Raw genomic sequence first — 20440 nt, 5'->3', positions numbered from 1 at the left:
GCCCCTGCGCAAGAATGCGGTGTGCTCCAGCAACTGTTCAGTCCCTCCGTCCAGCACACGCTCGACCTCGTCGGCATCTTCGTGTTCGCCATCTCCGGCGCGCTGCTGGCCGTCCGCAAGAACTTCGACGTCTTCGGCATAGCCGTCCTCGCCGAGGTCACCGCGCTGGGCGGAGGGCTGTTCCGGGACCTGATCATCGGCGCGGTACCGCCCGCCGCCTTCACGGACCTCGGCTACTTCATCACCCCGCTGCTCGCCGCCCTCCTGGTCTTCTTCCTGCATCCGCACGTGGAGCGCATCCAGGTCGGCGTGAACGTCTTCGACGCGGCAGGCCTCGGCCTGTTCTGCGTCGCCGGGACGACGAAGGCGTACGAGTACGGGCTCGGCCTCACCCAGTCCGCGACCCTGGGCCTGGCCACCGCCGTCGGCGGCGGCGTCCTCAGGGACGTGCTCGCCAACGAGGTGCCCTCGCTGCTGCGCTGGGACCGCGACCTGTACGCGGTCCCGGCGATCGTCGGCGCCACCATGGCCGCCCTGTGCATCCGCTACGACGTCCTCAGCCCGGTCACGAGCGGGCTGGCGGCTCTCACGGCTTTCGTACTGCGCCTGCTCGCGATGCGGTTCCACTGGCGAGCTCCGCGGGCGTGGAACCGACGGTCGACCGTGCGTGAGGAGTAGCGCCCGCCCGGCCGTGCAGCAGCCCCATCTCCTCGGTCAGCCAGCGGAACGCCGGGACCACCTGCGGCATCCACAGCTTCATGTTGTGGCCGCCGGCGCTCTTCGGGATGTAGACGACGTGCACGGTGGTCGGCGCCTTCGCGATCTGTCGGAGGCCCACGGCCGCCTCGTAGCCGTCACCGGGCTGACCGGACTCGTAGAGCGCGATCGCGGGCGGGGTGCGGGCCTCGCGCAGCAGCAGATAGGGATTGTTGGCGCGGCGCAGGGCGGGGGTCTCGGCGGCCAGTGAAGTGCGTTCGCCGATCGGGTCGTTGTAGCCGGACATGCTGACCGCGGCCCGGTAGCGGTCGGGGTGGGCGACGGCGAGCTTCGTCGCGCAGTGCCCGCCCGCCGAGTACCCGGCGGCGGCCCAGCCCGCCGGCCCGGACAGCGCGCGGAAGTTGTCCGTGACCATCTTCGGCACGTCGACGCTGAGCCAGGTGTCGGCGTTGACCGTGCCGGTGATGTTGGCGCACCCGGTGTCGACCCCGGCCAGCAGGTTCATGCGCGGGGCGACCAGGATGAACGGCGCCACGCTGCCGTCCCGCATCAGCGGCCGGAGCTGGTCGACCGCGTGCAGCGACCCGAACCAGGCCTTCGCCGAGCCCGGATAGCCCGACAGCAGCTCCACCACCGGGAACTTGTGGTGCCGGTAGGCGGGTTCGCCGTACTGCGGCGGCAGCCAGACGTAGACCTCGGCGTTCACTCCCGAGACCCGGCCCTCGAGCTGGGTGATCCGCACGCCCTTCATGCCCGGTCCGGAGACGCTGGTGAAGTGCTGCTTCACCTTGGGCAACCGTTTCAGCGAGATGCCGCCGGTGCCGTCGGCGCCCAGGTTCGCGGCCTGCTGGACGTGGTTGCCGGTGCCGAGCAGGTCGGCCCAGTTGTCGTACAGGTTGTTCTGGTTGTTGACCAGCACGAAGACGAGGCCGACGGCCGTGCCCTGGGCGAACAGCACCATGAGTACGCGGGCGACGGCGCGTGCCATCCGAGGGCCCCGCAGCCGCGACCACAGGGCGAGCGGCAGGACGAGGGCGACGACGGACAGCACGATCAGCGTGTAGAGGAACGCGGTCCCGGTGAGGCTCATGTCCCAGTAGAGGGGGATGCCGGGACATCGGTTTATGGACGAGTACGGACCCTTACCGAGAACTAGGGCGGGTCTCACCTGAGGTGACACGGCCGGGAGGCGAGGAAAAAGCTACCGCTTAGTAGTTGGTTGTTGTACCGTTCAGGCATGCCAGAAGCAGCCTCCGCCACGCGCGCCACGATCGGGGACAGCGAGTTCGACCGGGACACCGCGGTCACCCGCCGTGCGCCCGGCGTCTACGACATCGACCTCTCCGCGGGCTGGACGATCATCAGCGCCGTCAACGGCGGCTACCTCCTGGCCGTCCTGGGCCGCGCCCTCGCGGACGCCCTGCCGCACGCCGACCCGTTCACGATCTCCGCGCACTACCTGACAGCGTCCCGGCCCGGACCGGCGGTGATCCGCACGGACGTGGTCCGCGCCGGCCGCACCCTCTCCACCGGCCAGGCCTCGCTCTTCCAGTACGACGACGAGGGCAGGGAGGTCGAGCGCATCCGCGTCCTCGCCTCCTACGGAGACCTCGATGCCCTCCCCGACGACGTCCGTACGACGGCCGAGCCGCCCGTCTTCCCGCCGATGGACCAGTGCTTCGGCCCCCAGGACGGCCCCGCCCCCGTCGAGGGCAGCTCCGCCCTCACCGACCGGCTGATGCTCAAGCTGGACCCGTCCACCCTCGGCTGGGCCGTCGGCGCGCCCTCCGGCAGGGGTGAGATGCGGTCCTGGTTCGGGCTCGCCGACGGCCGGGACGCCGACCCCCTCTCGCTGCTCCTCGCGGTGGACGCGCTGCCGCCCACGGCCTTCGAGATCGGCCTCAAGGGCTGGGTGCCGACGGTCGAGCTGACCGTCCATGTCCGCTGCCGCCCGGCCCCCGGCCCCCTCCGCGTCTCCATCACCACCCGCAACCTCGCCGGGGGCTTCCTGGAGGAGGACGCCGAGGTCTGGGACAGCGAGGACCGACTGGTCGCACAGTCGCGGCAGTTGGCGCGGGTCCGGCTGGGCTGAGCGTCCGCCCCCTCGCTGTCGCGCTGACGGGCGGCGAGGCCCGCCAACTCCTGCAGTTCTCCGACCGGGTGGAGGTCCTCTCGCCGCCCGAGGTGCGCGAGGAGGTGGCCCGCGTGGCCGCTTCCGTCACGGACCTGTACCAGCGAGCAGATCAGCGATCCGTGCGGAACCCCGGCTCGGAGCGGCTGTTTTAGCCGCGCTTTGCCTGGCGCACAGGCAGGGGACAGGCCCAACTCAACGCAGCCTCAGGGGCCGTTGCGAGAGTTCGCGGCCTCAGGACTTCCTCATCCTCCCTGGAGCTGTCTCTCATGAAGCGTGTGCGTCTCCTCCCCGCCGTGGCCCTGCTGGCGCTCTCGCCCCTCGCCCTGGTGGCCTGCGGCTCGGGCGACTCGTCGTCCACCTCGAACAGCGGCACCTCGGGGCAGCAGAACTGTCAGGCCCCCACCGGAAGGGCCTCCGGGATGCCGAGCGGTGCCCCCTCGGGCGCGCCCACCGGCAACCCGAGCGCGCGGCCGTCCGGCGCCCCCAGCGGCAACCCCTCCGGCATGCCGAGCGGCGGCCCCGGCGGCGGGGGTGGTCAGGGCGGCCCCGGCGGCGGCATGGGCGGCTGCGGTGGACCCGGCGGTGCGGGCGGCGCGGCCCCGAGCGGTGCTCCGAGCGGCGCCCCGACCGCGGTGGCGAGCGCGTCGGCGACGAAGAGCTGACATGGCGTAGGACGCCGTACGGCAGGGGCGGCACTCCCGGTGAACGGGGGTGCCGCCCCTGTGTGTCGCCCTTGCCTCGACGGCCTCTTGCCTCGACGGGGCCTAATCCAGCCAGTGTTCGCGGCCGATGCTGATCAGTCGCAGCTGGCGCTCCGCCACCTGGCAGACGCGCTCCCGTTCCTCCGAGGGCGCCTCCAGGGCCTCCAGGAACAGTGAGGCCGTGATCAGCATCTGGTCGACGTAGAGGTTGGCCAGCATCAGCAGGTCGTCGTCGCTCCACCCCCGCGCCACCGGGTCCTTGGCCAGTTCGTCCTTCACCTCCTGCCCGAACCGGGCCAGTTGGTCCCGGATGGCCTCCCGGACCGGCTGCACACCGCCATGTCGCTCGCGGGCGATGAAACGGACGTGAGCGGGGTACGCGTCAACATGGTCGGCGATCAACTCGATGGCGCGCTTGATGCGTTGGCCGTGGTCGTCGGCCGTGGACACCGTCGTCCGGATCATCGGGTGCAGGCTGCCCAACGCCTCCTCGACCAGAGCCACACCCAGGTCCGCGGTGGAGCGGAAGTGCCGGTAGAAGGCGGTCGGCGCGACGCCGACGGCACGCGTGACCTCGCGCAGGCCGAGGCTGCTCAGGCTCTGCTCCTCCAGCAGGGCCAACGCCGCGTCCAGGAGCGCCTGTCGGGTCTTCTGCTTCTGTGCCTGCCGGATGCCGAGGGTGTGACTCATGTCATCCAGTTAACAACTGTTCTCCGTAATTGGAAAGCCGTACGACGCGCTAGACTCCGGGAGTCAGTGAACAACTGTAACCACAACTGTTCACCCAAACGTAACGACAGCCGAATCGGAGGGGGATCCGTCCCATGCTGTTCCTCGTCGCCGCACTCATGCTGCTCGGCGTCGTCCTGGGCACCGTCGCCCACGCGCCGTTCACCTTCACCGCCGTCGCCGCCGTCGTGATCGCCGTCTGGCTGGGCGTCTTCGCGCTCCGCGAGCGTCACGCCCGCCGCCGCACCCCGTCCCACTGACCGCCGCCCACCGACCCCAGGAGCACTGATCACCATGCAGCTCACCGCGCAGGCCACCCCCCGTACCGGTGCGCGCGACGCCGACGGCATGGCCGTGGCGTCCTTCATCCTCGGCCTCGTCGGCCTTCTCGTCCTCAACGTCTTCCTCGGCCCCATCGCCATCGTCCTGGCCTCGGTCGCCCTGTGGCGCGGCACCGCCCGCCGCGGCCGCGCCTACCTGGGCCTCGGTCTCGGAGTGGCCGACCTCCTGGTCCTGGTGGCCTTCATGCAGCTGGACAACACGCCGTCCTGGAGCTTCTGAGTCCGCCGGCAGCGGCCGGTCCTGGCCTGAGGGTGCTGACCCGCGACCCGTAGAATCGGCGTCACCATGGCATACCTCGACCACGCCGCGACCACCCCGATGCTCCCCGAGGCGGTCGAGGCACTCACCGCGCACCTCGGCGCCACCGGCAACGCCTCTTCCCTCCACGCCTCCGGCCGCAAGGCCCGCCGCACGGTCGAGGAATCCCGCGAGACGCTCGCGGAGGCGCTCGGCGCCCGGCCCAGCGAGATCGTCCTCACCTCCGGCGGCACGGAGGCGGACAACCTCGCCGTGAAGGGCCTGTACTGGTCCCGGCGCGACGCGGACCCCGCAAGGACGCGGGTCCTCGCCAGCCCCGTCGAACACCACGCCGTCCTCGACGCCGTCCACTGGCTCGGCGAACACGAGGGCGCCACCGTCGAGTACCTCCCCGTCGACAAGCACGGCCGGGTCCACCCCGACGCCCTGCGCGAGGCCATCGTCCAGAACCCCGACGACGTCGCCCTGGCCACCGTCATGTGGGCCAACAATGAGATCGGCACCCTCATGCCGGTCCGCGAACTCGCCGACGTCGCCGCCGAGTTCGGCGTCCCGCTGCACGCCGACGCGGTGCAGGCCTTCGGTCAGGTCCCCGTCGACTTCACCGCCTCCGGCCTCGCCGCGATGACGGTGTCGGGCCACAAGATCGGCGGCCCCTACGGCATCGGCGCGCTCGTCCTCGGCCGTGAGTGGACCCCCGTCCCCGTCCTGCACGGCGGCGGCCAGGAGCGCCACGTCCGCTCCGGCACCCTCGACGTCCCCGCCATCGCCTCCTTCGCGGTGGCCGGCCGCCTCGCCGCCGAACAGCGCGAGTGGTTCGAGATCGAGATCGGCGCCCTGCGCGACGCCCTGGTCGAGGCGGTCCGTACGGCGGTCCCGGAAGCGATCCTCGGCGGCGACCCGGCACCGGGAGGCCGACTTCCGGCCAACGCCCACTTCACCTTCCCCGGCTGCGAGGGCGACTCCCTGCTCCTGCTCCTGGACGCCCAGGGCATCGAGTGCTCCACCGGCTCCGCCTGCACCGCGGGCGTCGCCCAGCCCAGCCACGTCCTGCTGGCCACCGGCACCGACCCCGACCTGGCCCGCGGCACCCTGCGCTTCTCCCTCGGCCACACCTCCACCGAGGCGGACGTCGAGGCGGTCGCCAAGGCCATCGGCCCGGCGGTGGAACGCGCCCGCGCGGCGGGGCTGACGTAACGCCCCCGGCGAGGCCGTTGATGATGTCCAGCAGCACGGTGTCGCCCTTGGTCCACTTCGGCGTGGGGCCGAGGAACGACTGGTCGCAGCCCGCGGTGGTGCTGGTGACGCCGCTGAGCACCTCGGCGGTGCCGGTCCGCGCCGCCGGCGTGAAGGTGGTCGTGCCGCCGGAAGGTGGTAGCTAGGCGGAGGCACTCCGCGCCCTGCGCACCAGCTTCATGTACCGGTCCCAGTCCCAGTGTTCGCCCGGGTCGGTGTGGTCCGTCCCCGGCACCTCCACATGGCCGATGACGTGCTCCCGGTCGACGGGTATGGCGTACCGCGCGCATATACGGGCCGTGAGCCGCGCCGAGGCCGCGTACATCGCGTCCGTGAAGTCCTCGGGCCGGTCGACGAAACCCTCGTGCTCGATGCCCACACTGCGTTCGTTGTAGGCCCGGTTGCCGGCGTGGTAGGCCACGTCCAGCTCGCGGATCATCTGTGTGATGTGCCCGTCCTTGCGCACGATGTAGTGCGCGGCCGCCCCGTGCCCCGGGTCCTGGAAGACCTTCACCGCGCTGTCGAAACCGCCCTGGGTGACATGGATGATCACCATGTCTATGCCGTAGTCGTCGGGCCGGTCCGCACGCCGCCAGTTCGCGTCGGAGGCCGCCACCCACTGGGCGCCGCCGAAGTCGACCGCGCCCTCGACCCGCGGCTTCTCCACGCCCGGCGCCCGCCACCACAGCCGCGCCAGCTCGTCTCGGGCCAGCACCGCCGAGCCCACGGCGGCCGCCGTCCCGCCGATGAGCAGGGCTCGGCGACCGATGCGTCGATCGCCGTCCTCGGATGCTGGTTTCGCCCGCATGTGATCGTCAACGGATACTCGTGGGCTTCGGTTCCCGCGCCCCCGTACCCTGGAGGGGTTATGACTGACACCACGCAGCGCCCCCTTCGCGTTCTCGCCGCCATGTCCGGAGGAGTGGACTCCGCCGTCGCCGCCGCCCGGGCCGCCGAAGCCGGCCATGACGTGACCGGCGTCCACCTCGCACTCTCCGCGAACCCTCAATCGTTCCGCACGGGCGCGCGTGGCTGTTGCACCATCGAGGACTCACGCGACGCCCGCCGCGCCGCCGACGTCATCGGCATCCCGTTCTACGTCTGGGACCTGGCCGACCGCTTCCGCGAGGACGTCGTCGAGGACTTCGTCGCCGAGTACGAGGCCGGCCGCACCCCCAACCCCTGCCTGCGCTGCAACGAGAAGATCAAGTTCGCCGCGCTCCTCGACAAGGCCCTCGCGCTGGGCTTCGACGCGGTGTGCACGGGCCACTACGCGAAGGTTCTGGTGGGCGAGGACGGCTCCCGCGAACTGCACCGCGCCTCCGACATGGCGAAGGACCAGTCGTACGTCCTCGGCGTGCTGGACGAGAAGCAGCTGGCGCACGCCCTGTTCCCGCTCGGCGACACGGTCACCACCAAGGACGAGATCCGCGCCGAGGCCGAACGTCGGGGCCTCGCGGTCGCCAAGAAGCCCGACTCGCACGACATCTGCTTCATCGCCGACGGCGACACCCAGGGCTTCCTCGCCTCGCGCCTGGGCCGGGCGGAGGGCGACATCGTCGACGAGTCGGGCGCGAAGGTCGGCACCCACGAGGGCGCGTACGGCTTCACCATCGGTCAGCGCAAGGGGCTGCGCATCGGCACCCCGGCCGCCGACGGCAAGCCGCGCTATGTCCTCGACATCTCGCCGGTGAACAACACGGTGACGGTCGGCCCGGCCGCAGCCCTGGACGTGACCGCACTGAGCGCGATCAAGCCCCGCTGGTGCGGCGCGGCCCCGGTCGGCCCCGGTACCTACACCGCCCAGCTCCGCGCGCACGGCGGCGAGACCGAGGTGACGGCGGAGCTGGTCGACGGCTCCCTGGAGGTCCGCTTCACGGAGCCGGTCCGCGGGGTGGCCCCCGGCCAGGCGATCGTCCTGTACGACGGCACGCGCGTGGTGGGCTCGGCGACGATCGCGTCCACGGTGCGGGTGACGGCGGGCGTGGCCTGACAGTCGGGGCCGGGTGGGCGTTGACTGCCGGAGGCGCGGCACAGGCGTGCTGACGGCGGAGCGTCCCCCTGGGCGAGTGAAGTCCCGCACGTGTGCCCTGCCTGACGCCACCACGCGCGCGTACGGCGCGTCCCCGCGCGTGCCCGTCGGTGTCGACGTGTGCGCCACGCGTGTCCGCCCCCGAGTCCAGGCCCCGGCACGCGCGCACGCCCAAGCCCCGGTGTGCGCGCGTGCCGGGACAAGTCAGTCCGCGAAGAACTCCGTCAGGACCGGTGCGAGGGTGCCCGGGTCGACCATGTGGGTCTGGCCCTCCAGGACGCGGTACGACCCCTTCGGCGCCGCCTCCGCGACCGCCCTGGTTCCCTCGCGCATCCACTCGGGGCTCGCGCCGCCCGCGACGGCCAGCACCGGGACCGTGACCGAGGCCAGCCGGTCCCGGGGGACCAGACCGCCGGCCATGACCGCGTTGTCGTAGGCGAGCGTCGGGGCGACCGCCTCCATACCGGCCCACATGGGGGACTGGCGGGCGCCCTGGATCATCTCCTCGCCCATGCCGGTGAGCCGCAGGAACAGTTCCACCGCGTCCCCGCGCCGCCCCTCGGCGAGCGCCGCGTCGAGGTTCTCGGTGTACTCGGCGTTCCGCTCGGCACCGCCGTCGAGGAAGTCGGCGAACGGCGTCTCGTACACGGCGACCCGGCGCACCGGGAGTCCGCTCGCCGCGGCCTCCAGGACCAGCGCGCCGCCGGACGAGATGCCGCACAGGCACGCCTCGCCGCCCGCCGCCTCGATGAGCGCGGCGAGGTCCTCGACCTCACGGGCCACCGCGTAGGGGGCCGTGTCGCCGCTCCCACCGCGACCGCGGCGGTCGTACACGAGGACGTCGAAACGCTCGGACAGCGGCACGGCCAGGGGCGCGACCGTGCCGCCCGTGGACATCGCGCCGCTGACGAGGATGACGGCCGGGCCCTGCCCGGTGCGTTCGTACGCGATCGGTGTGCCGTCGCGCGAAAGGGTCTTCTTGTCCATGCCTGTGGAGACTGCCGTACGGCGGCGAAGTCATCGGTCAGGACACGTCGACCTCGTAGAAACAGAGGTGGTCCTTGATCTCGGCGACGGCGGGCTTGGGCTCGGGATAGGACCACACCAGGTCGGGCGCGTCCGGCAGCGACCAGTAGGACGCGGTGCCCTTGAACGGGCAGTAGGTGTGGGTGTCGGAGGGGGTCAGCAGGTCCAGTCGTACGTCCTCGGCGGGGAGGTAGTACCGCGGGGGACAGCCCGTCTCGCGCAGCACGAGGGGGCGTTCGCTCTCCGCGAGGACCTGGTCGCCGTGCACCACGCGCACGTGCCGGTCGACTTGCTCGATGGTGATCGTGTGTCCTTCGGCCATACCGGAGAAGCACTCGCGGGCCGCCGGTTCTTCCCGCGTACGGTGACCTCATGCGAATCTGCGTCTTCCTCTCCGCCGCCGACCTCGACGACCGTTACACGCGACCCGCGCGAGAGTTCGCGAAGCTGCTGGGCAAGGGCGGGCACACCCTCGTGTGGGGCGGTTCGGACGTCGGTCTGATGAAGGTGGTCGCGGACGGAGTGCAGGAGGCGGGCGGACGGCTCGTCGGTGTCTCCGTGCGGTTCCTGGCCGCCAAGGTCCGTCCGGGCGTCGACGAGATGGTGATCGCGAAGGACCTCGCCGAACGCAAGAGGCTGCTCCTGGAGAAGGCCGACGCCGTGGTGATCATGGTGGGCGGCACGGGCACCCTCGACGAGGCGACCGAGATCCTGGAGCTGAAGAAGCACGGGCACACCGAGAAGCCGGTCGTGCTGCTCAACACCGCGGGCTTCTACGACGGACTGAAGGAACAGTTCCGGCGCATGGAGGACGAGGGTTTCCTGCCCCGCCCGCTCACCGACCTGGTGTTCTTCGCGGAGGAGCCGGTGGGGGCGCTGGCGTACCTGGAGGAGTCGCTCGGTACCCGGTGACGCCGTGATGCGAGCATGGCGGCATGGCTACACATGTGATCACCGGAGCGGGCTCCGGCATCGGCGCGGCGGTGGCCCGGCGTCTGCACGCGCGCGGGGACGAGCTCGTGCTGCACGCGCGTGACGCGGGCCGTGCGAAGGAGCTGGCGGCGGAGTTCCCCGGGGCGCGGACCCTGGTCGGGGATCTGGCCGACCCCGACAAGCTGAGCTGGGCCTTCTCGCACCAGTCGCTGCCGGACCGGGTGGACTCGCTGTTGCACATCGCGGGCGTGGTCGACCTCGGTCCGGTCGGCGACCTGACCCCGAAGTCCTGGCGTCACCAGCTGAACGTCAACCTGATCGCCCCGGCCGAGCTGACCCGCCACTTCCTGCCCCAACTCCGGGCGGCCCGGGGCCATGTGGTGTTCGTGAACTCGGGCGCGGGTCTGAACGCGCACGCCGACTGGTCCGCGTACGCCGCCTCCAAGCACGGCCTGAAGGCCCTGGCGGACTCCCTGCGCCACGAGGAGCACGGCAACGGCGTCCGGGTCACGTCGGTCTACCCCGGCCGCACGGCGAGTCCCATGCAGGCCAAGGTCCACCAGCAGGAGGGCAAGGAGTACGACGCCTCGCAATGGATCGACCCGGAGTCGGTGGCGACGGCGATCCTCACGGCGCTCGATCTCCCGAGGGACGCGGAGATCAACGACCTGACGGTGCGTCCGGGCCGCTGACGAGATTCTCTTCGCCCTCGCCGCCCCTACCCGTCCCAAACGCCGGACGGGCTGAAACAGCCTCTCCGGCGTTCGAGGAGCGGGGGTCCGGGGGCGGGCCCCCGGGATGGGACGGGTAGGGGCGGCGGGGGCGAAAAACCGACCCGGTCACCTACGTAGGCTTCACACGTGACCGCAGACATCCGCTTCGCCCCCGCCACCGGCATCGGCTCCCTCCCCGGCGGCGACGCCCGTGAGGCCGCCAGGACCGCCACCGGCTCCTTCGAGGACTTCCCGTTCCTGCCCGAACTGCCCGCCCGCGGCCCCGGCGCCGACATGATCGGCCGTACCGCCGGAATGCTCGTCGAGCTGTACGCCCGCGTGGAGCCCAGCGGGTGGCGGCTCGGGGACCGGCCGGGCCGGGACACCAAGCGGGCCCGGTCCTGGCTGGGGGAGGACCTCGACGCGCTGGAGGAGTTCACCCAGGGGTACGAGGGACAGCTGAAGGTGCAGGCCGTCGGGCCGTGGACGCTCGCCGCCGCGCTGGAACTGAGGAACGGCGAGGTCGCCCTCTCCGACCCCGGCGCGTGCCGTGACCTCGCCGCCTCGCTCGCCGAAGGGCTGAGGCTGCACCTGGAGGACGTCCGCAACAGAGTCCCCGGCGCGCAGATCGTGCTCCAGCTGGACGAGCCCTCCCTCATCGCCGTCCTGAGGGGGCAGGTGAGGTCCGCCAGCGGATACCGGACCCACCGGGCCGTGGACCGGCAGGTCGTCGAGGCCGGCCTGCGCGACGTCGTCGGGGTTCACGCGGGCGGCCCGGTCGTGGTCCACTCGTGCGCACCCGACGTCCCCTTCGCCCTGTTGCGAAGGGCGGGCGCGGCAGCGGTCTCCTTCGACTTCTCGCTCCTCACCGAGCGTGACGACGACGCGATCGGCGAGGCGGTGGAAGGAGGGACGAGGCTCTTCGCCGGTGTCGTGCCGGGCACGGACACGGCATTGTCAGACCCTGCCGGTAGCGTCATGGGTGTCAGGACGTTGTGGCGCAGGCTGGGGCTGCATCCGGGACTTCTCGCGGAGGCCGTCACGGTGACTCCGTCGTGCGGACTCGCGGGGGCCTCCCCCGACTATGCGCGCAGGGCTCTCGCCCACTGCGTCCAGGCGGCGAGATCCCTCGCGGACAACCCAGAGTAACGGGAGGACAACACGGTGGCCGGCGACAAGCAAGCGGAGACGACGGTGCCCTCGGAGGCACGGGAGAAGCACGCGCAGCTCGCTGAGCAGATCGAGGAGCACCGCTTCCGGTACTACGTGAACGACGCGCCGGTCATCAGCGACGCCGACTTCGACAAGCTCCTGCGCTCCCTGGAAGCCCTCGAAGAGGAGTACCCCGAGCTGCGCACCCCCGACTCGCCGACCCAGAAGGTCGCGGGGGCGTACGAGACCGAGTTCACGTCCGTCCAGCACCGCTCCCGCATGCTCTCCCTGGACAACGCGTTCAGTGACGAGGAGCTGGCGGCCTGGGCGGAGCGGGTGGCCAAGGACGTCGGCACCACCGACTACCACCTGCTGTGCGAGCTCAAGGTCGACGGCCTCGCCGTCAACCTCACCTACGAGCACGGCCGCCTCACCCGCGCGGCGACCCGCGGCGACGGCCGCACCGGCGAGGACATCACGCCCAACGTCCGCACGATCGCCGAGATCCCGGACCGTCTCACCGGCGACAAGGTCCCCGACCTCGTGGAGATCCGCGGCGAGGTCTACTTCCCGATGGAGAAGTTCGAGGAGCTCAACGCCCGTCTGGTCGAGGCCGGCGACAAGCCCTTCGCCAACCCGCGCAACGCGGCGGCCGGTTCGCTGCGCCAGAAGGACCCGCGCGTCACCGCCACCCGCCCCCTGCACATGGTCGTGCACGGCATCGGCGCCCTGGAGGGCTTCGACGGCATGACCCGCCTCTCCCAGGGTTACGACCTTCTCAAGTCCTGGGGCCTGCCCACCGCGAAGTACAACAAGGTGGTCGACGGTCTCGACGGCGTGAGGGAGTTCATCGCCTACTTCGGCGAGAACCGGCACTCCGTGGAGCACGAGATCGACGGGGCCGTCGTCAAGCTCGACGAGATCCCCCTCCAGGGGCGTCTCGGCTCCACCTCCCGCGCCCCGCGCTGGGCGATCGCGTACAAGTACGCGCCCGAGGAGGTCAACACCAAGCTCATCAACATCCGTGTGGGCGTGGGCCGTACGGGCCGGGTCACGCCGTACGCCCAGGTCGAGCCGGTGACGGTGGCCGGCTCCGAGGTCGAGTTCGCCACCCTGCACAACCAGGACGTCGTCAAGCTGAAGGGCGTCCTCATCGGCGACACCGTGGTGCTGCGCAAGGCCGGTGACGTGATCCCCGAGATCCTCGGCCCGGTGGTCGACCTGCGCGACGGCAGCGAGCGCGAGTTCGTGATGCCGGCCGAGTGCCCCGAGTGCGGCACCGCGCTGCGGCCCATGAAGGAGGGCGACGTCGACCTGCGCTGCCCCAACGCCCGCACCTGCCCCGCCCAGCTTCGCGAACGCCTGTTCTACCTCGCGGGCCGCAAGTCGCTGGACATCGAGCACTTCGGGTACGTCGCCGCGGCCGCGCTCACCAAGCCGCTGGAGCCCTCGGACCCGCCGCTGACCGACGAGGGCGACCTGTTCGACCTCACCATCGAGCAACTGCTGCCCATCAAGGCGTACGTCCTCGACCAGGACAGCGGTCTGCCCAAGCGTGACCCGAAGACCGGCGAGGAGAAGGTCGCCACGGTCTTCGCCAACCAGCAGGGCGAGCCCAAGAAGAACGCCGTCGCCATGCTGGAGAACATCGCGGCCGCCAAGGAGCGCCCTCTGGCCCGCGTCCTGACCGGTCTGTCGATCCGCCATGTCGGCCCGGTCGCCGCCGAGGCGCTGGCCCGCAACTTCCGCTCGATCGACCGCATCCAGCAGGCGAGCGAGGAGGAGCTGGCGAACACCGACGGTGTCGGCCCGATCATCGCGAAGTCCCTCAAGGAGTGGTTCGCGGAGGACTGGCACCAGGAGATCCTGCGCAAGTGGAAGGCCGCGGGTGTGCGCACGGAGGAGGAGGGTTCGGGTGAGGACGAGGGCCCGCGTCCCCTCGAAGGGCTCACCGTCGTCGTCACCGGCACCCTGGAGCGCTTCACCCGCGACGGAGCCAAAGAGGCGCTGCAGACCAGAGGGGCGAAAGTGACCGGTTCGGTTTCGAAGAAGACGTCTTTCGTCGTCGTGGGTGACAATCCAGGGTCAAAGTACGACAAGGCGATGCAACTCAAGGTGCCTGTTCTGAACGAGGACGGCTTCGACGTCCTGCTGGAACAGGGCCCCGAAGCGGCCACCGATGTGGCGCTTCCCACGGAGGAGTAGCGAGGAGCGGCGGTTGAAGGCCACCCGATCGGCGCATACCAGATGCATACGGGTGGCCGGGGCGCATTCGGGCAACCGTCGACGACCGCTGCCCGTGGAAGCCTTCTGCGGCCTACTGTTGAGATGTGCGCCTGCCGTGCCCAGCTGCGGCCGGGGCATTCCCTTGCTCCTGATGAGCAGGGCGAAGGGTTTCCAACGCGGCGCCGTCGAGGGTTTTGTCGGGCGAACGAGCCGCGTGGCGTGGGCACCGCCGGCTGTGAGAGGGACGGGAATGGAACCGACCGAGAGCGCCGCCCCGGACTCACGGCTGCGCCGGCTCACCGGCGCGTGGCGGGCGAGCCGGTGGGCTGGGCGGCCGTCGGAGCATCCGGGCGCGGAGGGGCGTGCCGCCGCACAGCTCACCGCCGAACGCGCCCCCGGTATGCCGGACCACGAACCCGACCGGCAGCTGTCCTGGCCCGCGCTGCCCACGGCGACCGTCGCGGCGGCCGGATTCGTGCTGGGCGCGGGCTTCTACCGGGCCTTCACCGGCGGCCACGCGCTCTTCCCGTCGGGCACCGTCGGCTGGTCGCTGGCCGTGCTGACCGGTGTCATCGTCGGCCATCTGGTCGCCCTCGGCCGGGCCCGCTGGTGGGGCGGCACCGGCTCGGGCGCCGCCCTGACCCTCGCCGTCCTGCTGCTGTACGGCTGGGTGCCGGCCGGCATGGTCAGCCTCACCGTCGTGCTGCTGGTCGGCATAGCCCGGCGCCACCGCTGGCGGCAGGGCATCTCGCACGGCGCGGTGGACATCCTCGGCATAGCCGCCGGCGCGCTGGTCCTCGCCGTGTTCGGCCAGTCGCCGTCCGTCGAGACCCCCTGGAACCCCGACACCTGGACCTTCTACACCGGCCCCGAGGTGGTCCTGGTCGCCGTGGCCTATCTCGCGGTCACCCGGGTCCTGGGCTGGTATCTGCACTCCTCCCGACACGCCGGTCTGCCCACCGTGGCCCGCACCGCCCTGGTCAGACAGGGCCTGGTCGCGGTCGCCCTGCTCGGCATCGCCCCGCTGGTCTGCGTGGTCGCCGCCGCCAAGCCGGTGCTGCTCCCGCTGTTCGCGATCCCCCTCATCGCCCTCGACTCCACGCTGTGGATGGCCCGGGCCCGCGCCGAGGAGCAACTGCGCGACCCGCTGACCGGACTGCCCAACCGGCAGTGGCTCCTGGAGCGGATCTGGTCCGCCCTGGACGACGCCGAGCGCATCGGCGCCCGGTCCGCCCTGATGCTCATCGACCTCGACCGTTTCCGTTCGGTCAACGACACCCTGGGCCACCTCGCCGGTGACCGGCTGCTCCTCCAGATCGCCGACCGGCTGCGGATCGCCCTGCCGCGCGGGGCGGAGGCGGCGCGGCTCGGTGGCGACGAGTTCGCCGTCTTACTGCCGGTCGCCGACTCCACGACCTCCGCGACCCGGGTCGCCCGCAATCTGGTCGCGGCCCTCAGCTCCCCGCTCGACCTCGACGGGCTCACTCTCGTCCTGGAGGCCAGCGCCGGGGTCGCCGTCTTCCCCGACCACGCCGTGGACGCCGAGGGGCTGCTGCGGCGGGCGGACGTGGCGATGTACCAGGCCAAGCGGGACCGTACGGGCGTAGAGGTCTACGAGTCCAAGCGGGACTCCAACACCCCCGACCGGCTGGGGCTGCTGGGCGATCTGCGCCGGGCCCTGGACGCCCACGATGTACAGCTCCACTACCAGCCCAAGGTCCGCTTCGACGGACAGGTCGCCGGTCTGGAGGCCCTGGTGCGCTGGGTGCACCCGGAGCGCGGGAAGGTGCCGCCGGACGAGTTCATCGCGATCGCCGAGTCGTCCGGGCTGATGCCATACCTCACCGAGTACGTCCTCGACACGGCTCTCGGCCAGGTCGCCGAATGGCGGGCGCAGGGTCTGTTCGTCCCGGTCGCGGTCAACGTCTCCCCGCGTGACGTCCACACCCCGGGCTTCGCCGGCTCGGTGGCCGCGCGCCTGGCCCGGCACGGCGTCCCCGCGGGAGCGCTCCAACTGGAGATCACCGAACACGTCCTCCTGGAGGACCCCTCGCGGGCCGCGGACACCCTCGCCGCGCTGACCGGGCACGGCGTGAAGATGTCGCTGGACGACTTCGGCACGGGCTACTCCTCCCTGGTCCATCTGCGCCGCCTCCCCGTCAGCGAACTGAAGATCGACCGTTCCTTCGTGGCCAAGCTGGCCGTCGACACCGAGGACGCGGAGATCGTCCGCTGCACGGTCGACCTCGCGCACTCCCTGGGCCTCCTGGTCGTGGCGGAGGGCGTGGAGGACGACGAGACCTGGGAGCGGCTGCGCGACATGGGCTGCGACGCCGTACAGGGCTGGCTGGTGGCGGCGGCGATGCCGCCGGAGGAGACGACGGCGTGGCTGCTGGCCAGGGGATCGAGGGGCTGGCAGCGGCCGCGGGCGGCCTTGCCGGCGGCGGAGTGACGATCGGCCGACCTGGGCCGTAGCGCCCTCCAGGGGTGCGGGGCAGCATCGACATGCGGCTCCGCCGCGGGCGCGGCCGGCCACGACGGACCGCAGACGGCGGGCGGCCGATCCGGATGCGAGGGAATCCGTTTAACGGCCGGAGGCCCCCGCCCCATAGGATTGGCCCCACATCACACGCACTCACCCCAGAGGATCGCTGCATGCCTGGCATCACGCGCGAGGAGGTCGCTCACCTCGCACGGCTGGCGCGTCTGGAGCTGAAGCCCGAAGAGCTCGAGCACTTCGCGGGACAGCTGGACGACATCATCGGCGCGGTCGCACGCGTCAGTGAGGTCGCCGACCAAGACGTACCGCCGACCTCGCACCCGCTCCCGCTGACGAACGTCATGCGGGCGGACGAGGTCCGTCCGTCGCTCACCCCCGAGCAGGCGCTCTCCGGCGCCCCGGCCCAGGAGCAGCAGCGTTTCAAGGTGCCGCAGATCCTGGGGGAGGACTAACCGCCATGACGGACATCATCAAGCTGACCGCCGCCGAGACCGCCGCGAAGATCGCTTCCGGTGAACTCACGGCCGTGCAGGTCACCGAGGCCCACCTGGCCCGTATCGAGGCCGTCGACGAGAAGGTGCACGCCTTCCTGCACGTCGACCGCGAGGGCGCGCTCGCGCAGGCCCGCGCCGTCGACGAGAAGCGGGCGAAGGGCGAGAAGCTCGGCCCGCTGGCCGGCGTCCCGCTCGCGCTGAAGGACATCTTCACCACCGAGGGCATCCCGACGACCGTCGGCTCGAAGATCCTCGAGGGCTGGATCCCGCCGTACGACGCGACCCTCACCAAGCGGCTGAAGGCCGCCGACGTCGTCATCCTCGGCAAGACCAACATGGACGAGTTCGCCATGGGGTCCTCCACCGAGAACAGCGCCTACGGCCCGACCGGCAACCCCTGGGACCTCACCCGGATCCCCGGCGGCTCCGGCGGCGGCTCCTCCGCCGCGCTGGCCGCGCACATGGCCCCCCTCGCCATCGGCACCGACACCGGCGGCTCCATCCGCCAGCCGGCCGCCGTCACCGGCACGGTCGGCGTGAAGCCGACGTACGGGGCGGTCTCCCGCTACGGCATGGTGGCGTTCTCCAGCTCCCTCGACCAGGGCGGCCCCTGCGCCCGTACGGTCCTGGACGCGGCGCTCCTCCACGAGGTCATCGCCGGACACGACCCGCTGGACTCCACCTCCATCGACGCGCCGGTTCCGCCGGTCGTCGAGGCCGCCCGCAACGGCAGCGTCGCCGGCATGCGCGTCGGTGTCGTGAAGCAGTTCCGCGGCGAGGGCTACCAGGCCGGCGTCATCCAGCGCTTCGACGAGTCCGTGGCTCTGTTGAAGGACCTGGGCGCCGAGATCGTCGAACTGGACTGCCCGTCCTTCGACCTGGCGCTCTCCGCGTACTACCTGATCGCGCCCTCCGAGTGCTCCTCCAACCTCGCCCGCTTCGACGGCCTGCGCTACGGCCGGCGGACCGGCGACGACGGCAGCCACTCGGCGGAGGAGGTCACCTCCCTCACCCGGGAGGCGGGCTTCGGCCCCGAGGTCAAGCGCCGGATCATGCTCGGTACGTACGCCCTCTCCAGCGGGTACTACGACGCCTACTACGGCTCCGCGCAGAAGGTCCGCACGCTCATCACGCGCGACTTCGAGAAGGCGTTCGAGCAGGTCGACGTGATCGTCTCCCCGACGACCCCGACCACCGCCTTCCCGATCGGCGAGCGCGCCGACGACCCGATGGCGATGTACCTGGCCGACCTGTGCACCATCCCGACCAACCTGGCGGGCAACGCGGCCATGTCGCTGCCGTGCGGTCTCGCCCCGGAGGACAACCTCCCGGTCGGTCTGCAGATCATCGCCCCGGCCCTGAAGGACGACCGTCTTTACAAGGTCGGCGCCGCCGTCGAGGCCGCCTTCGTGGAAAGGTGGGGGCACCCGCTCCTGGAGGAGGCACCGTCGCTGTGAGCAAGCTGACCAAGGCGAAGGACTTCAAGAAGTCCAAGTCCGGCACGTACCTGTCCATCGCCACCACGGCGTTCGGCGCCATCGGTGTCGCCAAGCGGCTCAAGAAGGCGCGCGCCGAGAACGACACGCTGGTTCTGATCGACGCCGCCGTGTCCGCCGTCGCCGTCGTCACCGGCCTCGCCATCCTGTACCGCGAGCTGAAGCGGCTGGGCGACGACGACGTCCTGCTGGGCTGAGAGGGAAGTTACACCGTGACCACCACGACCGACCTGGTGTCGTACGAGGACGCTCTCGCGTCCTACGACCCCGTCATGGGCCTCGAGGTCCATGTCGAACTCGGCACCAAGACCAAGATGTTCTGCGGCTGTTCGACCGAGCTCGGTCAGGACGCCAACACGCAGACCTGCCCCACCTGCCTCGGCCTGCCCGGCGCGCTCCCGGTCGTCAACGCGATCGGCATCGAGTCGGCCATCAAGATCGGTCTCGCGCTGAACTGCGAGATCGCCGAGTGGTGCCGCTTCGCCCGGAAGAACTACTTCTATCCGGACATGCCGAAGAACTTCCAGACCTCCCAGTACGACGAGCCGATCGCCTTCAACGGCTACCTCGACGTGCAGCTGGAGGACGGCGAGACCTTCCGCGTGGAGATCGAGCGCGCCCACATGGAGGAGGACACCGGCAAGTCGACCCACGTGGGCGGCGCGACGGGCCGAATCCACGGCGCCTCGCACTCGCTGCTCGACTACAACCGCGCCGGCATCCCGCTCATCGAGATCGTCACCAAGCCGATCGAGGGTGCGGGCGAGCGGGCTCCCGAGGTCGCGCGGGCGTACGTCCGTGAGCTGCGCGAGGTCATCAAGGCGCTCGGTGTGTCGGAAGCCCGCATGGAGATGGGGCAGATGCGCTGCGACGTGAACCTGTCGCTGCGCCCGCACGGCCGCGAGAAGTTCGGCACCCGCTCGGAGACGAAGAACGTCAACTCGCTGCGGTCCGTGGAACGCGCGGCCCGCTACGAGATCCAGCGGCACGCGGCCGTACTGAACGGCGGCGGGACGATCATCCAGGAGACCCGGCACTTCCACGAGGACACGGGGTCCACGACCTCGGGCCGCGTGAAGGAGGAGGCCGAGGACTACCGGTACTTCCCCGAGCCGGACCTCGTTCCGGTGGCCCCCGCACGCGAGTGGGTCGAGGAGATCCGGGCGGCGCTGCCCGAACTGCCGCTGGTGCGGCGCAACCGGCTCGTCGCGGAGTGGGGCATCACGGCCCTCGACATGCAGGCGATCCTCAACGCCGGTGCCCTGGACCTGATCGTCGCCACCATCGACGCCGGTGCCGACGCCGCCTCCGCCCGCAAGTGGTGGATGGGCGAGCTCGCCCGCAGCGCCAACGAGTCCGGCAAGGCGCTCGACGAACTGGCCATCACCCCGGCGCAGGTCGCCCGGGTCACCGAGCTGGTCTCCAAGGGCGACCTGAACGACAAGCTGGCCCGCCAGGTCATCGAAGGCGTCCTCGCGGGGGAGGGCACCCCGGACGAGGTCGTCGACAAGCGCGGTCTGAAGGTCGTCTCCGACGAGGGCGCACTGGGTACCGCCGTCGACGAGGCCATCGCCGGCAACCCGGGGATCGCCGACAAGATCCGCTCCGGAAAGGTCGCCGCTGCCGGTGCCCTGGTCGGAGCGGTCATGAAGGCGACCCGCGGTCAGGCCGACGCGGCCCGCGTCAAGGAGCTGATCCTGGAGAAGCTGGGCGTCGGCGAAGGCTGAGCCGAAGCACGCGGTACGGCCCCG

Annotated in this window: 21 protein-coding genes and 2 pseudogenes; 17 read left to right on the top strand and 6 right to left on the bottom strand. The window is 71.2% G+C overall.

Annotated features, from left to right (window positions below; all coding sequences use genetic code 11):
* Positions 1 to 21: 21 nt before the first annotated feature.
* A complete protein-coding gene (locus tag ABZT02_RS39785; protein ID WP_356026848.1) occupies positions 22 to 678 on the top strand; it encodes a trimeric intracellular cation channel family protein in 657 nt (218 codons plus the stop codon).
* Here the strand turns inward: ABZT02_RS39785 and ABZT02_RS39780 are convergent.
* Positions 587 to 1807, bottom strand: coding sequence for an alpha/beta hydrolase-fold protein (locus tag ABZT02_RS39780; RefSeq protein WP_356026845.1), 1221 nt, complete (start codon positions 1805 to 1807; stop codon positions 587 to 589). The two genes, ABZT02_RS39785 and ABZT02_RS39780, sit on opposite strands and share 92 nt — an antisense overlap.
* 147 nt (positions 1808 to 1954) lie before the next feature.
* Here ABZT02_RS39780 and ABZT02_RS39775 point away from each other — a divergent pair, with 147 nt between their 5' ends.
* The 3 genes and pseudogenes from ABZT02_RS39775 to ABZT02_RS39765 all read left to right on the top strand — a co-directional run bounded on the left by ABZT02_RS39775 (position 1955) and on the right by ABZT02_RS39765 (position 3513).
* Positions 1955 to 2809, top strand: a complete 855-nt coding sequence (locus ABZT02_RS39775) for a thioesterase family protein (protein WP_356026843.1) — start codon at positions 1955 to 1957, stop codon at positions 2807 to 2809.
* Between the two features lie 32 nt (positions 2810 to 2841).
* Positions 2842 to 3003 (top strand): annotated as a pseudogene (locus ABZT02_RS39770) (DNA-binding transcriptional regulator); the annotation flags it as partial.
* A 114-nt stretch (positions 3004 to 3117) separates the two neighbouring features.
* The gene (locus ABZT02_RS39765; RefSeq protein WP_356026840.1) at positions 3118 to 3513 is read left to right on the top strand and encodes a hypothetical protein; all 396 of its coding nucleotides are present in this window, start codon (positions 3118 to 3120) and stop codon (positions 3511 to 3513) included.
* 102 nt (positions 3514 to 3615) lie between these two features.
* Here ABZT02_RS39765 and ABZT02_RS39760 read toward each other — a convergent pair whose 3' ends face one another.
* Positions 3616 to 4242: a TetR family transcriptional regulator gene (locus ABZT02_RS39760; protein WP_356026838.1), complete on the bottom strand. Its 627-nt coding sequence runs from the start codon at positions 4240 to 4242 to the stop codon at positions 3616 to 3618.
* A gap of 134 nt (positions 4243 to 4376) precedes the next feature.
* Here ABZT02_RS39760 and ABZT02_RS39755 point away from each other — a divergent pair, with 134 nt between their 5' ends.
* The 3 genes from ABZT02_RS39755 (at position 4377) to ABZT02_RS39745 (ending at position 6078) form a co-directional block, all read left to right on the top strand.
* Positions 4377 to 4541, top strand: a complete 165-nt coding sequence (locus ABZT02_RS39755; RefSeq protein ID WP_356026835.1) for a hypothetical protein — start codon at positions 4377 to 4379, stop codon at positions 4539 to 4541.
* A 34-nt stretch (positions 4542 to 4575) separates the two neighbouring features.
* Positions 4576 to 4842, top strand: coding sequence for a hypothetical protein (locus ABZT02_RS39750; protein WP_037711477.1), 267 nt, complete (start codon positions 4576 to 4578; stop codon positions 4840 to 4842).
* Between the two features lie 66 nt (positions 4843 to 4908).
* Entirely contained in the window at positions 4909 to 6078 is a 1170-nt protein-coding gene (locus ABZT02_RS39745) for a cysteine desulfurase family protein (RefSeq protein WP_356026831.1), read from the top strand.
* Between the two features lie 10 nt (positions 6079 to 6088).
* On the opposite strand, the pseudogene ABZT02_RS39740 reads toward ABZT02_RS39745, so the two are convergent.
* Both ABZT02_RS39740 and ABZT02_RS39735 read right to left on the bottom strand, forming a co-directional pair.
* Positions 6089 to 6250: pseudogene (locus ABZT02_RS39740) on the bottom strand (multicopper oxidase domain-containing protein); the annotation flags it as partial.
* Between the two features lie 9 nt (positions 6251 to 6259).
* Positions 6260 to 6925 (bottom strand): N-acetylmuramoyl-L-alanine amidase, encoded by a 666-nt coding sequence (locus ABZT02_RS39735; RefSeq protein ID WP_356026829.1) that lies wholly within the window; start codon positions 6923 to 6925, stop codon positions 6260 to 6262.
* Between the two features lie 60 nt (positions 6926 to 6985).
* Between ABZT02_RS39735 and mnmA the strand changes: the two genes are divergently transcribed.
* The gene (gene mnmA, locus ABZT02_RS39730; protein ID WP_356026827.1) at positions 6986 to 8110 is read left to right on the top strand and encodes a tRNA 2-thiouridine(34) synthase MnmA; all 1125 of its coding nucleotides are present in this window, start codon (positions 6986 to 6988) and stop codon (positions 8108 to 8110) included.
* Positions 8111 to 8353: 243 nt separating this feature from the next.
* Here the strand turns inward: mnmA and ABZT02_RS39725 are convergent, their stop codons facing one another.
* Together ABZT02_RS39725 and ABZT02_RS39720 are read right to left on the bottom strand one after the other, a co-directional pair.
* Positions 8354 to 9136: an alpha/beta hydrolase gene (locus ABZT02_RS39725; RefSeq protein ID WP_356026825.1), complete on the bottom strand. Its 783-nt coding sequence runs from the start codon at positions 9134 to 9136 to the stop codon at positions 8354 to 8356.
* A 37-nt stretch (positions 9137 to 9173) separates the two neighbouring features.
* Positions 9174 to 9497 (bottom strand): DUF427 domain-containing protein, encoded by a 324-nt coding sequence (locus ABZT02_RS39720; RefSeq protein ID WP_356026823.1) that lies wholly within the window; start codon positions 9495 to 9497, stop codon positions 9174 to 9176.
* A 50-nt stretch (positions 9498 to 9547) separates the two neighbouring features.
* Here ABZT02_RS39720 and ABZT02_RS39715 point away from each other — a divergent pair, with 50 nt between their 5' ends.
* From ABZT02_RS39715 to gatB, 9 genes are all read left to right on the top strand, one after another.
* Positions 9548 to 10087, top strand: coding sequence for a TIGR00730 family Rossman fold protein (locus ABZT02_RS39715; RefSeq protein ID WP_356026821.1), 540 nt, complete (start codon positions 9548 to 9550; stop codon positions 10085 to 10087).
* Between the two features lie 23 nt (positions 10088 to 10110).
* Positions 10111 to 10800: an SDR family oxidoreductase gene (locus ABZT02_RS39710; protein ID WP_356026819.1), complete on the top strand. Its 690-nt coding sequence runs from the start codon at positions 10111 to 10113 to the stop codon at positions 10798 to 10800.
* Positions 10801 to 10968: 168 nt separating this feature from the next.
* The gene (locus tag ABZT02_RS39705) at positions 10969 to 11970 is read left to right on the top strand and encodes a methionine synthase (protein WP_356026817.1); all 1002 of its coding nucleotides are present in this window, start codon (positions 10969 to 10971) and stop codon (positions 11968 to 11970) included.
* A 15-nt stretch (positions 11971 to 11985) separates the two neighbouring features.
* Entirely contained in the window at positions 11986 to 14178 is a 2193-nt protein-coding gene (gene ligA / locus ABZT02_RS39700; protein WP_356026815.1) for an NAD-dependent DNA ligase LigA, read from the top strand.
* Positions 14179 to 14449: 271 nt separating this feature from the next.
* On the top strand, positions 14450 to 16651 hold the full coding sequence (locus ABZT02_RS39695; protein WP_356026813.1) for a bifunctional diguanylate cyclase/phosphodiesterase: 2202 nt from the start codon (positions 14450 to 14452) through the stop codon (positions 16649 to 16651).
* A 203-nt stretch (positions 16652 to 16854) separates the two neighbouring features.
* Complete coding sequence (gene gatC / locus ABZT02_RS39690) at positions 16855 to 17151, top strand: Asp-tRNA(Asn)/Glu-tRNA(Gln) amidotransferase subunit GatC (RefSeq protein ID WP_007384860.1); 297 nt, start codon at positions 16855 to 16857, stop codon at positions 17149 to 17151.
* A gap of 5 nt (positions 17152 to 17156) precedes the next feature.
* Complete coding sequence (gene gatA / locus ABZT02_RS39685) at positions 17157 to 18650, top strand: Asp-tRNA(Asn)/Glu-tRNA(Gln) amidotransferase subunit GatA (protein ID WP_356026811.1); 1494 nt, start codon at positions 17157 to 17159, stop codon at positions 18648 to 18650.
* Positions 18647 to 18886 (top strand): hypothetical protein, encoded by a 240-nt coding sequence (locus ABZT02_RS39680; protein ID WP_356026809.1) that lies wholly within the window; start codon positions 18647 to 18649, stop codon positions 18884 to 18886. The genes gatA and ABZT02_RS39680 overlap by 4 nt, the downstream gene beginning before the upstream one ends.
* A 15-nt stretch (positions 18887 to 18901) precedes the next feature.
* Complete coding sequence (gene gatB / locus ABZT02_RS39675) at positions 18902 to 20416, top strand: Asp-tRNA(Asn)/Glu-tRNA(Gln) amidotransferase subunit GatB (RefSeq protein WP_356026807.1); 1515 nt, start codon at positions 18902 to 18904, stop codon at positions 20414 to 20416.
* The last annotated feature ends 24 nt before the right edge of the window (positions 20417 to 20440 follow it).

This window comes from Streptomyces sp. NPDC005402 (assembly GCF_040606575.1).
Classification (GTDB): Bacteria; Actinomycetota; Actinomycetes; order Streptomycetales; family Streptomycetaceae; genus Streptomyces.
This window is presented reverse-complemented; position numbering and strand designations above follow the sequence as displayed.

Coding starts and splice junctions, on each gene's coding strand:
- ABZT02_RS39750 (WP_037711477.1), top strand. CDS start 4,576: ATGCAGCTCACCGCGCAGGCCACCCCCCGTACCGGTGCGCGCGACGCC.
- ABZT02_RS39780 (WP_356026845.1), bottom strand. CDS start 1,807: ATGAGCCTCACCGGGACCGCGTTCCTCTACACGCTGATCGTGCTGTCC.
- ABZT02_RS39755 (WP_356026835.1), top strand. CDS start 4,377: ATGCTGTTCCTCGTCGCCGCACTCATGCTGCTCGGCGTCGTCCTGGGC.
- ABZT02_RS39715 (WP_356026821.1), top strand. CDS start 9,548: ATGCGAATCTGCGTCTTCCTCTCCGCCGCCGACCTCGACGACCGTTAC.
- ABZT02_RS39760 (WP_356026838.1), bottom strand. CDS start 4,242: ATGAGTCACACCCTCGGCATCCGGCAGGCACAGAAGCAGAAGACCCGA.
- gatC (WP_007384860.1), top strand. CDS start 16,855: ATGCCTGGCATCACGCGCGAGGAGGTCGCTCACCTCGCACGGCTGGCG.
- gatA (WP_356026811.1), top strand. CDS start 17,157: ATGACGGACATCATCAAGCTGACCGCCGCCGAGACCGCCGCGAAGATC.
- ABZT02_RS39725 (WP_356026825.1), bottom strand. CDS start 9,136: ATGGACAAGAAGACCCTTTCGCGCGACGGCACACCGATCGCGTACGAA.
- ABZT02_RS39695 (WP_356026813.1), top strand. CDS start 14,450: ATGGAACCGACCGAGAGCGCCGCCCCGGACTCACGGCTGCGCCGGCTC.
- ABZT02_RS39710 (WP_356026819.1), top strand. CDS start 10,111: ATGGCTACACATGTGATCACCGGAGCGGGCTCCGGCATCGGCGCGGCG.
- ABZT02_RS39765 (WP_356026840.1), top strand. CDS start 3,118: ATGAAGCGTGTGCGTCTCCTCCCCGCCGTGGCCCTGCTGGCGCTCTCG.
- mnmA (WP_356026827.1), top strand. CDS start 6,986: ATGACTGACACCACGCAGCGCCCCCTTCGCGTTCTCGCCGCCATGTCC.
- ABZT02_RS39745 (WP_356026831.1), top strand. CDS start 4,909: ATGGCATACCTCGACCACGCCGCGACCACCCCGATGCTCCCCGAGGCG.
- ABZT02_RS39735 (WP_356026829.1), bottom strand. CDS start 6,925: ATGCGGGCGAAACCAGCATCCGAGGACGGCGATCGACGCATCGGTCGC.
- ABZT02_RS39775 (WP_356026843.1), top strand. CDS start 1,955: ATGCCAGAAGCAGCCTCCGCCACGCGCGCCACGATCGGGGACAGCGAG.
- ABZT02_RS39720 (WP_356026823.1), bottom strand. CDS start 9,497: ATGGCCGAAGGACACACGATCACCATCGAGCAAGTCGACCGGCACGTG.